Origin of the sequence: Bacillus haikouensis, from assembly GCF_013179555.1 — a bacterium.
GTDB lineage: Bacteria > Bacillota > Bacilli > Bacillales > Bacillaceae_B > Rossellomorea > Rossellomorea haikouensis_A.
In genome coordinates this window covers 1-12,621 of record NZ_JABMCR010000016.1, presented here as the reverse complement: position 1 = coordinate 12,621, position 12,621 = coordinate 1, and the positions used below count along the sequence as shown (strand labels likewise).

Below are 12,621 nucleotides of genomic sequence, written 5' to 3'. Positions count from 1 at the left end.
TCGAAACTTTATATATATTATGATAAGGTATACTGAAGTGTAACAATTAATTTTACAGTTAGGGTTATAAAAATAGTTCCCTTTGTTCGAGAACCTTTTGTTACTGTAATTATATTAGTTACAGTTAGAGATGTCAATAGTGGATATAGAAAACCCCCTGTAAAGTTCCATCATTAGGAGGGAAAGTCTATTGAGACTTCGGTTTCCCATATCATGCAATGATTGGCCGAAAGGGATTATACTTGTTCCATAGTGGGAAAATGGTCTGATTTTTCCTGACACTTATAAAAAGAAACGTTCTCCTCTATCATCGAAGACGTTTCCAGTCGACCTGTCCCTGGTAAGTCACCAGTTTATCTTGCTCCCCAAAATCCAGGCAGGGAAGAATATTCTCCACTCCAGGGAGAGAAGCTAAAATGTCTCACATTATACCTGCCAGGAGGATTCAAATGAAATTTGCCAATCACGAATTTAATGATTTAAATGAATTAACAATGAGCTGTGTCAATTCCATTACATCCATGGCTTATATGCTGGAGCATGTAAAGGATCCCGAATTCAAGCAATTACTCGAACGCCACTTTCCATTTCATGTACGTGATTATAATATGAAGGTGGAGTTTCTTCAAAATGCTGAAGGGTCGACCAAAATACTTCCTCTTTTTAAGGAAGACGGATTTATGCTGTCAGACTTTACGCAATCGCCGGCAGCAGGGTATCCCCCTATGCAGCCAAGGACTTCCGTAACGGACTTCAATGACCGGGAAATGGCGACCAATTACTTACTTACGTTAAAGAGAGCAGGTCGTGAGTATGCCTATTCAGCAATGGAAGCAGCAAATCCGGAGCTCCGGGCATTTCTGCAGACAGCCTTTATGATGAGCTGTTCTCATGCTTTTGAGACATGGCAGTACATGGTTAAAATGGGCTACTATCCACTTGAAGCTGCAGATCAGCAAACGACAGATAAGGTTGCCTCTATGTACCAATTGGTTCCAGAAGACCAAGGCATGATCCAGAAATACCTCGACATGTATAAGGGACAGAACCCAATCGGTGGAACAAGCGAAGATATGCTCCAATAAGAAAAGGGAACAGAATCAGAAGAATTTTACTATCGTTTTACTAAAGGAATTTAATAACGCATAGTAAATAAAGAGGTGCTGCCATATCGTTTGCAGTCCCTCTTTATTTTTACACTTCTTTATTCATTTTCCACTTCAAAACTGCCTGCAAAAGCTTTTGTTTTTATCATCTGCAAAATCAACTGTAAATATGCTTTTTCTCCCTCTTAACCAAACGGGTTATGTTTAGGGAAGATGAGGGATTGTCAGATAATATAGTTGTTTAATTTGCAATTATTTTGTAGTAATGAAATTAACTATCAAATAAAGGAAATATCTTTTTGACAGTCGAATATTAGCATAAGACAGCTATTCCGATGAGGAGGATTCTTGTGCGTCCACGACCATTATCTATTGAAAATCCAGAGTATGCCAGGTATGTTAGTCTTGTGCCAGATGGAGATATTGAAGAAATACTTAGTAAGCAGCGAACTAAGACGATTACCCTCTTAAGCAGTGTATCGGAGGAGTCAGCAAGGAGGGCATACGCACCAGGGAAATGGACTTTAAATGAAGTGATTGGACATATGACCGACTCGGAACGTGTGATGTCGTATCGAATGCTTGCCATTGCACGAAATGAAAGTGCATCACTCCCAGCAATGGAACAGGATCAATATGTTTCTTCGGCAAACTTCAACAAATTATCCTGGGAGCAGTTACTAGCTGGGTTAGACATGGTACGCTCCAACACGTTAAGCCTTATTTCAACCATTGATGATGCAGCATGGGTTCGTAATGGAACTGTAATGAACAGCCCAGTTTCGGTAGGTGCCATTGCATATGGAATTGTCGGGCACGAATTACACCATTTGAAAGTGATTAGTGATAAATACTTATAAGTCTTTTTCTATTAATGAAAAATCTAATTTCTCATTTAATGCTGGGAAATTAGGTTTTTTAATATTGAAACTTCCTTATCGTTGTAAATCCGCATTTTCCTGACGCTACCCCAAGAAGAGTAAAAAATTTAAATGGAATAAATATGGACGTTCTGACCTATTAATTCAATTTTCTTTTCTAAACTCATTCCTAATTTGACTGCAACTTACCTTGCCCTTTTAACTTTTTTGTATGTACTTAATATAATGACAATATACTATAAATATGGTATCTTTTAATTAGATAGGACATACTATAAAAAAAGAAGGGCTGAATGTACCACCATTCAACCCTTCCGTACAATAAAGCTCCCTTCAAGGGGGAAGGCTCATTTCTGAGTGAGTCTAAGACAAACAACCACCCTAATGCCGTCCAAAGCTCAAGGGTGGTTTATTTTTTGTCTTTATGAAAAGACAACATCGCAATTACCAGCATTGAAAAACTAATCATTATTGTCAACGCTTCTGCAATTGTCATCATGGCTTCACCCCCTTTCTAAAGGAGATGAAAGCCTTCCCACCCTTGAGTTCGTTACCTTTATCGTACTATCTTCATTATATCATACTTATTCAGTTAAATTTCCCAAAAATTAGATGGAGTCCAAGAGTATCCTGATTCTCATACTCAAATAAATTGTCGTAATCCGGGCTGTCTTTGTCCTAGTTAATAGTGAACGTGTAACACAAAATGCACACCAACCTGCAACCAGCATAAATTTATGTGGCAGTGCAGATTGGTGTACAAATTAGTATGCAACTATTAGTGTAAAAATCGTCAAAACCATTGGTATGTTAATAAAAAAGGCAATACAAAATGCTATGCAAATTGAATCGCAAATTACCTTGCAATTTATTTTTTTTCCTCTCAACGGAAAGGTGGGCCATAAAGATGAATTGTTCTTATGAGTTATTTTAATAAGGATCTGTCGTACGTGGCTTGCCTGGATCACAATCCGGCTCCTCTGTCTGCGCGGATTCTGCCAGTTTAATCAAATAATAGCATTCTTCTCTTGCCATATGATCAGCCATTAAGCCGGAAAGCGTTCCTAATACTTCTTCAGAAAGCTCCATATCCTCAATTTCTTTCAGAAAGCCCCTGAACAATTGCATTTCCGCTTCTACATCATGATTAAAGCGGTGAAGGGCCGGGAACTCACTTACGTTTGTTCGCAAATATCCAGTTAACTCCACTGCTTTTAAGTAAAACTGTTCAAAGTGTTTCGTGAATTCTTTGCTTTTCTTCTTCAACCTTTTTTCTACGCCATCCAGTTCATCATGTATGGCTCCTGCATGACCGCCTGCATCAAGCAGCCAAAGCATATGATGGTGCAGTTCATGGAATACAGGTGGTGACTCCCCTTTACTTAAATAACTGATGACGTGTAAGTATTCATCAAGCTCATTGACCATATGATTAATGAAAGTCGGGGATAAGTGTATACCCACTTTTCCATGTAACTGGTCCTTCAGGATATTTAGTTTAAATTGGCGCATCTTCCTTACAACTGCTTCTGCTTCATTGGAAAACTGCTTAAAATCACGAATATTCCCTTTACGGACGAACTCTAAGTATTGATCAAAAACCGTAACAAATTCTTTTGCTTGTTTGATTCTATCGGTTTGAGATGGATACAGCGAATCGCGAATGAATCTCGCGTGATCCCCCAGCACTTGCAGCCAAAATGTATGTTCAAATGCAGCACTATCCTCAAAATTCCTCATCCTCTTCCTCCTCATATACAGAATCCTATAAATATATATGGAAGATCAGATGGAATAAGAAGTCTAATAACGGCTTTGACATAAGAAATGACGATTTGTTAAAGGTTGGATGCACAAGGAGTCTTTAAGCTCCTAAGCAAAAGACCTTTCCCCATACTTCTTCCCCGCAAAAAAGAGGACCCCTGACAAATCAGAATTCCCCTTTTCGTTTACTTTCCCTCACTGGCACTGACCCTGCCATCCAATACTTTGCCGGTTGTCCAGTTCCGTGCAAATAATCCTGAATAGACTAGAACTGTACCGAGCATGACGATAAATCCGATGTAAACGCTCATCATCGAAGGCATCAGGAATGCGCCGATGATGATGGTCGATCTTGCGACGAGATCCGCCCCGCTGAAGGACAGGTTGGAGAAGGCAGAGTAGGAGCCCCGTTTATCGCTCGGGATCATATTGGCCTGTTCAGCATTTCGGATCGGTGAGTAGATCAGTTCTCCCATTGTTGCAACAAGGTTGAAAGCGATCAGGATGTACCATGTGTTGGCTGATGTAACAGCCACATATCCGATTCCATACAGAATGAGCCCGATCAAGAGAGCGTTCTTTTTATTCAGACGGTCTGTACAGCGGTTGATGATGAACGTAAGGCATACGACGAGAAGCATGTTCTCGATATTCAGGATACTCAGCATCCTGACCCCGGCGATTTCAAAGCTTCCGATGTTCACTGCTTTAAATGTTTCCGCAAGACGGATTCCAATATAGCTGTTTAATGAAAATTCCGCAGCAAAAATAAAGGTGGACCCCGCGACAACTTTTACAAAGGCTGAATCTCTGAAGGCAATCCGGTAATTATTGATAAGGTCAATGAACACATTATCGTGCTGTTTTTGAAGCTGGTCCTTGAACTTGTCCTGCAGCCAGATTCCATAGGCAATCGGAATGACCGCAGAAGTGAAGGTCAACATCATGAACAGTTCAGTCTGATGGTTGAGATACAGAAGTCCTCCCAGAGCGGCACCGATTGCCATCGACAGATTGACGAGCCAGTAATCCAGGGCATAGACGGCTTTCCGGTTCTCGGGCGTAGTCGAATCAATGATGATCGCATGCATCGCCGGGCGGCCGAGGCTGCTCGTGATGATGAACCCGATATAAGCGCCGGCAAACAGCATGATCCATTTTTTCTCCGGAAATAAGCTGATCGTCATGATGAGGAAAAACAAGGCGTTCAGCCAAGACGTTGTCAACAGCACCTTCTTCCTCGGAACGCGGTCTGATATGTATCCGCCGACCAGGTTGATAAAAAATCCGATCACCACTGTAATGATCAGGAACGCCCCTGCCCAGATTTTATTCATTTCCTGTGCAAAGAACAATGCCATGAACGGCATGACCGCGGATGAAACGGCACGGTTAAAGAATGAGGTAATCATCCGTACTTTTATATTTCGAGGTAATTCCTTCCATTTCATATTGTTCCCCTCCTCTATTTACTGTATAGTAAACTAGACGAATTATTTTAAAAATAGACACTTTTCTAAACTATGTCCCCTTTTAGGAGGAGAAGCACAATGGAGAACAAATTACTCACCCTTTGGAGGTACTATCCATCGGGCAGCATCCGCGTGGAGGAAATCTCCGAAACGCTTCAATTAAGTCATAAGCAGACCACCCGCTATTTAAAAAAATGGAATGAAGAAGGCTGGATTGCCTTTACCCCCGGCCGTGGTCGCGGGAATGTATCCACGTTGAAATGGAAAAAAGAGGTCGAGGAATTGTTTGAAGAAGAGGCCATGAAGCTCATCGATCATGAGCCCGTTGAACGAAGCAGCAAGTTACTGATGTATAACTGGTCAACGGACAGCAAGATGAGACTGATGAACAAATTTCACACGAAACTCGGGTTTGTACAAGAATCAGCGGATAAACTGATTGTGCCAAAGAGATATCCCTTTTTCTCCATTCATCCATTAGAGGCTGCCGATGTCCTAAGCGCCCACTTGGCGGCAAATGTATTTAACCGGCTTGTCTCCATCACCGAAGAGGGTGTCATCATGCCGGAACTCGCACACAGCTGGGATGTTTCTTCTATTAAACTGCGATTGTATTTAAGGAAGGATATCAAGTTTCATGACGGTTCCATATTGACCGCAAAGGATGTCGCGGATTGCCTCGAGAAACTGCGGGGCTATCCGCATTACCAGGATCTCTGGTCTCCGGTAGAATCGATCGAGGTGAAGGCACCGCTCATCATCGACATCACCCACCCCGGCGGCTGCAGCTATATGCTTCCGATGCTCAGTATGATGTGTGCCAGCATCTATAAGGAGAATAAAGACCGCATCCTTGGGACAGGATGCTTTTCCCTTGAAGAAAATAACGATTCAAAGACAACATTAGCTGCCTTTAAAGAGCATTTTCAAGAGAGACCGCTGTTGGATGCCGTTGAGTTTGTCCAAGTCCCACAGGATTTTAAGGGCATCTATCATTCTCACATCGAGCGGAGTCATTCCTCTTCGTTTGAAGTGGAAAGTGATTCCGGATTTGGCATTGTCATTATGAATGCCAGCCCCGGCCGGAATTCTGCCATTCAAAGGAAGGAAGTCCGCGATTATCTCCACTGGATCATTGCGAAAAACAGACATACTCTTCAGGAATGCGACCCAAGGATGACACCGAATGATAAGAGCATCCTGATCGGTCAGGATCAAAACATCATCGTCCCAGAGGCGGAACGTCCTTCCTTTACAGAGCCAGTTGTCATCCGTTGTGCCAATCACACAGCCAAGACGACGCAGTGGCTCGCGGACATTTTTAAAAAAGAAGAGGTCCCTGTCGAACTCCAGTGGTTTTCCTTTGCAGATACTTTGACGAAACACCCGAAGACGTTGAATGTCGATCTCTTCGTTCATGGGGAAATTTTCGAATCCAACCAGAACTTCTCGTTTTATCACTTTTTGAAGAATGGATTTTCCCCCCTATATCATCTTTTTACAAAGAGCGAAAAATGGAAGAAGCAGCTGGAGAAATATCTTCATACACCATTCAAGGACTGGACCTCATTAAATTTAAAAATCGAGAAAATGCTTATCGAAGATTCAATCATGATCCCCCTCTACTATGAAAAACGGTACATCCCGTTTTCAACAGACATTATGAATATCGAAATCAAGCATTTCGGGTATGTCGACTTTTCGAAATTGTGGGTCCGGCCGGAGGTGTAATCGTTTCGATAAGCTTGGAAGGTTGTTAGATTGCACAACGTTGGATGTCGTTTCTGTTAAAACGAGGAACCATTTAATGAAATAAAAATTCAGTTAGACCAAAAAAATCCGATCCAGGGGGTATTGCCTTTGAACGAAATAAAATACGGTTTATTTAGACTAACTGAACTCTTCACCCTTCTAGCCGCGGGTTTTCTTGTCACAGTCTGCATGTTAAAACCTGCATACGAAAGTTACGGCATTGAATTCATGGGGAATGTGTGGGTGAATTGGTTCGGGGTCACGTATCTATTATTTGTTTTTTATACATTGATTGCCGGGTTGTTTATAGCCAAGGGAAGTTTGCTTTACAATCAAAGAATGTCATCTATCTTTTTTTGGCTCTTATTCTTAGGTTCGAATTATGTGGTGTTTGTGCCATTTCTAAAAGGGGAAAATCCGTTTTGATTTAAAAGACATCATTACTGCTATCTGCAACTTTGCCGTAATTCCAGATCTCCCCCGGGTTCAGTGAATCTTTACATATCGTGCTCATCCCTGACTAATTTCAGCAAAAAAGACCGGCCACCCTTTTTCAGGAATTGGCCGGTCTTCACCTTACTTCAATATCAAGCTTCAAACGAATTACCTCGGCAAATGAAAAAACGAACTCATTTCACTATAATTACCTGCCAGCCTTCCAAGCGGCTGGAGTCTATCCAAGTTGATTTTGTAGTTTCCAAGATAGTACTCTTCTTCTATATGATAACGCAGCATCCTGCCAATGATTAAATGGTCACTGCCAAGCCTAATGATATGTTCGAGCTTGCATTCCATTTGAATCGGTGCTTCTTTTACCCGTTTTGGCTGTACGACGGCGCTGTCAACAGGCGTAACACCTGCTGCTTCGAATTCATTGACGGTGCTTGGAAGGTTTTCAGCACTTTTTTGCATTTCATTGCCGAGAAAAGCCGGAACGACGTTGATGACGAATTCCTTTTGTCCCCGAATATTGACCAGGGTATCCTTTTCGCTTCCTTCTCTCTCCCCTACGCCGGGACCAACTGAAATGGAGAGCATAGGAGGATTTCTTGACGCTACTGAAAAAAAACTAAACGGCGCCAGGTTCAATTCACCTTTATCGGATATAGTAGACACCCACGCAATGGGTCTCGGGACAACTGACCCGCTTAGTAACTTATATACTTGCTTTTCATTCAGCTCAGCAGGATTAAATTCCACTTTCCATTCTCCTTCCATTACATTCCAGTTATAATACTATACTTCTTTTCTCTTTCATCTCCATTGATAATAGAAGTAACAATGTGAATACGAGGATCATGATGCCGGCGATCATGATCCAGCCAGATGTGAAGCTCCCGAAGGAATCAACAATGAATCCGAATATCGGAGGCAGGGTGATGACACCTACGGAACCAAGCGTAATGCTAAACCCGCTGGAAAGTCCGGAGTACTCAGGGTCTACCACCTCGCTCGCAACATTCATCCAGATTGCATTAAAGCCGGAGATGGCAAATCCAAACACCATTGTAATCGGGATCATCATCCAAAACGATGTGTAGGTTGGAATAAATGCCAATGTCATACTCGATAACCCGGCTATCCCCGAAATCATCATGAGGATAATGACCCGTCTGCCGTTAAATAACCGGTCACTGATCATTCCCCAAACAATTCTTCCTACTGATCCGCAAACCTCTGAAATGACCAATAACACGCCTGATAAGAAAAGGGAAAGGTGTAAATATTCGTAACAGAAAATAACGATATAGGTTACTAAACACAACTGAGATCCACTCAATCCCATGGCACTGATGCTGACAAGCATGAGTGGTTTATTCCTCATCATCTTAAGCATGGAGCCATAAAAAGAAGAAAGGTTCTGAGTCTTCATGTTCGTTTTCCTGATTGAATCATGATAAAAGGAATAGGAGACCATCCCCCCTATGATAAGAAGATCACAAGCAATCGCAACGACATGCCTCCATCCATATATACCAGCCAGGGGCAGAAGGACGAGCCCGGCTAATGCTGAACCCGAGGTAATGCCGGTTTGCTTAATTCCCATGGCAAAACCCCGCTGCGTACGTGTGAACCAATGGATGATGCCTCTATTTGTAACAGGATGCATGGCACCATACCCGAGTCCGCCGATGACGACAAGAAGCAGCACTAACCAAAATTGATGAGAAAATGTCATGATGATGAAGCTGGTGCCGACACATAACGAAATCAGGAGCAATAAATGTTTCGATCCATTCTGATCCGCAACAAAACCGATCGGTATAGAAGAAAGCGCCTGTCCCAGGAAGAGGGCGGCAGGCAGCATTCCGATTTGGGATTTACTTAACGAGAGATCTTCTCCGATCAGGACACCTAAAGGGCCGACACTTCTCCCGATAAAAGCAACCAGTAACTGGGCAAGAAGCAGACAGAATAACATTCTCCAAGGTTCACTAATGACATTCCGGCTGATCTGTTGATGTTCTGGAATCATCTGTCCTCTATGCCTTCACATTTAGTGACAGCGGTTCATCCTCAGCAACAGATCGTCTGCTTGAAACAGGGACCAGCAGGGATCCTGCCACACAGATGAGGAAATTCAGGGATAATCCAATGACTCCGCCGTGGATTCCATATACGGTTTTATGTCCTGTGAACGTTAGGAGACCGGCAAGCACTGCCCCAATCAGCATGCCCCAGAAAACAGACCGTTTATCAAGCCGCTTCCAATAAAGCCCTAGAACAAACGCCGGGAATACTTGCACCAGCAATTCAAATTTCAAGACGAAAATTTCATATAGCGTCCCCGGTGGATTCCACGCAATCCAGAGCAGAAGGAATACAGCGATGATGCCGCCAATTTTTCCCACCATCACTTTCTTATGCTCCGACGCACCCGGGTTGATAAACTTGCCATATACATCATTAGACAGCATGGAAGAGAAACTCAGCAGGACGGAATCGGCAGTCGAAACAATGGCTGCGACAATCCCGCCGAAGAAAATGATCATCACCCAATAGAAGAATGGATTAATCGCTGCGATATCGTTGGCCATCAGTCCCACAATCTGTTCAGAGCCCCCTGTATCAAGACCGGGATAAAGCATGATTCCGATGATGCCGATGACAAATACCAACCCTGTCGTAATAGGAGGCATCCATGCCATACGTGAAAAGGACTTTTTCAGCGTCTTCTCACTCTGGGCGGAATAAATCCTCTGAACCGCATGAGGATAAATACTGGCACCTAATCCGACAAGCACAAGCATACTGAACCAGTTTACGGACACATCCATTGCAGGAACGGCTGTTTTAGCGGGCTCCATTTCATTGATATAGCGGGTCACATCTCCAAAATTCCCTCCGACCAGATATAACCCTCCGATCAGGAATACTATGATCCCAACCATCAGGATCAACCCTTGCATCACATCCGTGAAAGCGACTGCTTTCATCCCGCCCATCCACTCATAGGCGAGCATGACAAAAATAAACACAAGGACCGCAATCTGGTAGGGGATTGTCCCACCTGTCATACCTGAAACAGCTTGACCGATGGCTACCAACTGTTCTAATAAATAATTCCCCAGCCCCCATAGCATGAGGAAAATACTAAGCAGAGTGACAGCTTTCGATTTAAAGCGATGCTGAATCCAATCTGTAGGAGTCACGAAGTTCTTTCGTTTAGCAATGACATAAAGCCTGGGAGCGAATAAAAGATAAATACCGACGATGATTGTCATGAATGAAATCGACTGCAGCCAGGAAAATCCTGTTCGATATGCTGACGGAGCATACCCTACAATCGTATTGCCGCTGTACTGAGTGGCATAAAGAGTAAAGAATAATGCAATAAATCCCAGATTTCTCCCAGCCAGGTAATATCCGGACAGGCTTTGGTGCAAGTCCTTCTCCCCTCTTCCAGACAGATATCCAATGACCAGCATGATAATGGCAAATGCCGACAGGATGATAATGCCATCCAGCCCTGCAAACGTTAAATCCATAATTTATTCTCCCCCTTTCATCTGCTCTTCTTCTTCCTCAACTATGTTCCATTGACTCACGCATAACCAGCTCAGGTAACCGCAGAACACAATGGAAAAAACAGTAGAGATAAAAGCCCATAACGGAAATCCAAGAATGAAGGGTTCAACAGCACTTGATGGAAAATACCAAGGGACAATCGCAAGTACAAGCAGCACTAAACCTATCCAGATCCACACCTTCTTAATCGGTTCCTTAATTTGATTATGTTTCATGATCTTCCTCCTATCACTTTTTCAACTTAATAACTTCGGAGATTTAAGATTTCAGTCGATAATGTATTGTGTGAGTTTCTTCAAAGGAGTCAATGGTATCTTGATAAGTTAAAGTAGTATCGATTTCATCCAATCCCTTTAAGAGTAGTTCTTTGCGATATGGCTCAACAGTGAAATGATTGTTGAAACCGCTGTCATCTGAAAGGGTTTGGTTCTCCAAATCAACCGTCATCCGGTAACCGGGGAAGTCCTCTGCTTTCCTAAATAGCTTAATAACCACGCTTTCATCCAATACAATCGGCAATAATCCATTTTTGAAAGCGTTGTTGTAAAAGATGTCTGCGAAGGAAGGAGCAAGGATCACGCGAATGCAGAAATCTGCAAGTGCCCATGGAGCGTGCTCCCTGGAAGATCCACAGCCGAAATTCTTTCCGGTTAATAAAATTGGCGCATTCCTGTACAAATCCTGATTCAGAACAAACTCCTCTATTTCTTTTCCATTTTCATACCGCCAATCATAGAAGAGATATTCACCAAATCCTGATCGTTCAATTCGTTTGAGGAACTGCTTTGGGAGGATGGCATCTGTATCAATATTAATCGCATCCAGAGGAATAACTTTTCCCGTCAGTTCAGTGAAAGCATTCATCATCGTTTCACCTCTTCTTCCGACTGAAATTCCCATTCTCTCACATCTGTAAAATAACCCATGATGGCAGCAGCCGCCGCCATTTCCGGGCTTACTAAGTGAGTCCTGGCATGTCTCCCCTGTCTCCCTTCAAAATTCCGGTTAGACGTCGAGGCGCATCGTTCACCTGGCAAAACAATATCGTCGTTCATCCAAGGCACATGCTGCACCCGGATTCACGCCATTGAAAACCTGCTTGAATAAAGATAGAATCAAGACCTTCTCTTTCCGCCTGTTGTTTCACTTGCTGGGAACCGGGAACAATCAATGCCGTGACGGAATCGGTTACCTTGCAGCCCTTTACAATGCGGGCAGCTCTTCTAAGATCCTCTATTCGACTGTTGGTGCATGAACCAGACTGGGCAAATCCCGTACTTCCCGGACGACATGCTTATTCCAGATTTTTTCGTATAATGTTTCAGCCACCTCGCTCCCCCCTATACGATATTCTCATTCTCCAACTCTTTTAATTGTTCTTCCCTTAGTCCTAATAACTGAATATAAATCTCTTCATTGTGCTTTCCCATTCGTTCTGCACCCGCTTCCTTGACCTTTCCGGGAGTACGGCTCAGTTTTGGCACAACGCCCGGCATTGGAAATTCGCCAAGTTCAGGATGCTCCACATTGATAATCATTTCTCTTTCTTTATAATGGGGATCCTCCAATATTTCTTTAGCTGTGTAAATCAATCCGGATGGCACTCCCTTATCCTCC

At 43.0% G+C, this 12,621-nt stretch carries 13 protein-coding genes and 1 pseudogene; 4 read left to right on the top strand and 10 right to left on the bottom strand.

Annotated elements, in window-relative coordinates; genetic code table 11:
• Positions 1-449: 449 nt before the first annotated feature.
• On the top strand, positions 450-1,085 hold the full coding sequence (locus HP456_RS03205; RefSeq protein ID WP_172248564.1) for a spore coat protein: 636 nt from the start codon (positions 450-452) through the stop codon (positions 1,083-1,085).
• A 371-nt stretch (positions 1,086-1,456) separates the two neighbouring features.
• Positions 1,457-1,966 (top strand): DinB family protein, encoded by a 510-nt coding sequence (locus HP456_RS03200; RefSeq protein WP_172248563.1) that lies wholly within the window; start codon positions 1,457-1,459, stop codon positions 1,964-1,966.
• A 430-nt stretch (positions 1,967-2,396) separates the two neighbouring features.
• On the opposite strand, the gene HP456_RS24970 is transcribed toward HP456_RS03200, so the two are convergent.
• The 3 genes from HP456_RS24970 to HP456_RS03190 all read right to left on the bottom strand — a co-directional run bounded on the left by HP456_RS24970 (position 2,397) and on the right by HP456_RS03190 (position 5,202).
• Complete coding sequence (locus HP456_RS24970; RefSeq protein WP_246288698.1) at positions 2,397-2,486, bottom strand: putative holin-like toxin; 90 nt, start codon at positions 2,484-2,486, stop codon at positions 2,397-2,399.
• Between the two features lie 431 nt (positions 2,487-2,917).
• A complete protein-coding gene (locus HP456_RS03195) occupies positions 2,918-3,727 on the bottom strand; it encodes a DUF2935 domain-containing protein (protein ID WP_172248562.1) in 810 nt (269 codons plus the stop codon).
• Positions 3,728-3,936: 209 nt separating this feature from the next.
• On the bottom strand, positions 3,937-5,202 hold the full coding sequence (locus HP456_RS03190; protein ID WP_172248561.1) for an MDR family MFS transporter: 1,266 nt from the start codon (positions 5,200-5,202) through the stop codon (positions 3,937-3,939).
• A 99-nt stretch (positions 5,203-5,301) separates the two neighbouring features.
• On the opposite strand from HP456_RS03190, the gene HP456_RS03185 reads away from it, so the two are divergent.
• Positions 5,302-6,954 (top strand): ABC transporter substrate-binding protein, encoded by a 1,653-nt coding sequence (locus HP456_RS03185; RefSeq protein WP_172248560.1) that lies wholly within the window; start codon positions 5,302-5,304, stop codon positions 6,952-6,954.
• A gap of 129 nt (positions 6,955-7,083) precedes the next feature.
• On the top strand, positions 7,084-7,401 hold the full coding sequence (locus tag HP456_RS03180; protein ID WP_172248559.1) for a hypothetical protein: 318 nt from the start codon (positions 7,084-7,086) through the stop codon (positions 7,399-7,401).
• Positions 7,402-7,578: 177 nt separating this feature from the next.
• Here HP456_RS03180 and HP456_RS03175 read toward each other — a convergent pair whose 3' ends face one another.
• The 7 genes and pseudogenes from HP456_RS03175 to HP456_RS03145 form a co-directional block, all read right to left on the bottom strand.
• The gene (locus tag HP456_RS03175) at positions 7,579-8,175 is read right to left on the bottom strand and encodes a flavin reductase family protein (RefSeq protein ID WP_172248558.1); all 597 of its coding nucleotides are present in this window, start codon (positions 8,173-8,175) and stop codon (positions 7,579-7,581) included.
• Positions 8,176-8,203: 28 nt separating this feature from the next.
• Positions 8,204-9,451 (bottom strand): MFS transporter, encoded by a 1,248-nt coding sequence (locus HP456_RS03170; protein WP_172248557.1) that lies wholly within the window; start codon positions 9,449-9,451, stop codon positions 8,204-8,206.
• Positions 9,452-9,458: 7 nt separating this feature from the next.
• Positions 9,459-10,964, bottom strand: coding sequence for a sodium:solute symporter family protein (locus HP456_RS03165; RefSeq protein WP_216663154.1), 1,506 nt, complete (start codon positions 10,962-10,964; stop codon positions 9,459-9,461).
• 3 nt (positions 10,965-10,967) lie between these two features.
• Positions 10,968-11,219: a hypothetical protein gene (locus HP456_RS03160; protein WP_172248556.1), complete on the bottom strand. Its 252-nt coding sequence runs from the start codon at positions 11,217-11,219 to the stop codon at positions 10,968-10,970.
• Positions 11,220-11,262: 43 nt separating this feature from the next.
• Positions 11,263-11,868, bottom strand: a complete 606-nt coding sequence (gene leuD, locus HP456_RS03155) for a 3-isopropylmalate dehydratase small subunit (protein ID WP_172248582.1) — start codon at positions 11,866-11,868, stop codon at positions 11,263-11,265.
• A pseudogene (locus tag HP456_RS03150) lies at positions 11,868-12,262 on the bottom strand (aconitase family protein); the annotation flags it as partial. The gene leuD and the pseudogene HP456_RS03150, both read right to left, overlap by 1 nt.
• Positions 12,263-12,344: 82 nt before the next feature.
• A partial coding sequence (locus tag HP456_RS03145; protein WP_172248555.1) for a CoA transferase occupies positions 12,345-12,621 on the bottom strand: 277 nt, incomplete at its 5' end.

What these genes read in the sequence shown, in the direction of transcription:
- HP456_RS03205 (WP_172248564.1), top strand. Translation starts at nt 450, where the DNA reads ATGAAATTTGCCAATCACGAATTTAATGATTTAAATGAATTAACAATG.
- HP456_RS24970 (WP_246288698.1), bottom strand. Translation starts at nt 2,486, where the DNA reads ATGATGACAATTGCAGAAGCGTTGACAATAATGATTAGTTTTTCAATG.
- HP456_RS03195 (WP_172248562.1), bottom strand. Translation starts at nt 3,727, where the DNA reads ATGAGGAATTTTGAGGATAGTGCTGCATTTGAACATACATTTTGGCTG.
- HP456_RS03190 (WP_172248561.1), bottom strand. Translation starts at nt 5,202, where the DNA reads ATGAAATGGAAGGAATTACCTCGAAATATAAAAGTACGGATGATTACC.
- HP456_RS03185 (WP_172248560.1), top strand. Translation starts at nt 5,302, where the DNA reads ATGGAGAACAAATTACTCACCCTTTGGAGGTACTATCCATCGGGCAGC.
- HP456_RS03170 (WP_172248557.1), bottom strand. Translation starts at nt 9,451, where the DNA reads ATGATTCCAGAACATCAACAGATCAGCCGGAATGTCATTAGTGAACCT.
- HP456_RS03165 (WP_216663154.1), bottom strand. Translation starts at nt 10,964, where the DNA reads ATGGATTTAACGTTTGCAGGGCTGGATGGCATTATCATCCTGTCGGCA.
- HP456_RS03160 (WP_172248556.1), bottom strand. Translation starts at nt 11,219, where the DNA reads ATGAAACATAATCAAATTAAGGAACCGATTAAGAAGGTGTGGATCTGG.
- leuD (WP_172248582.1), bottom strand. Translation starts at nt 11,868, where the DNA reads ATGAATGCTTTCACTGAACTGACGGGAAAAGTTATTCCTCTGGATGCG.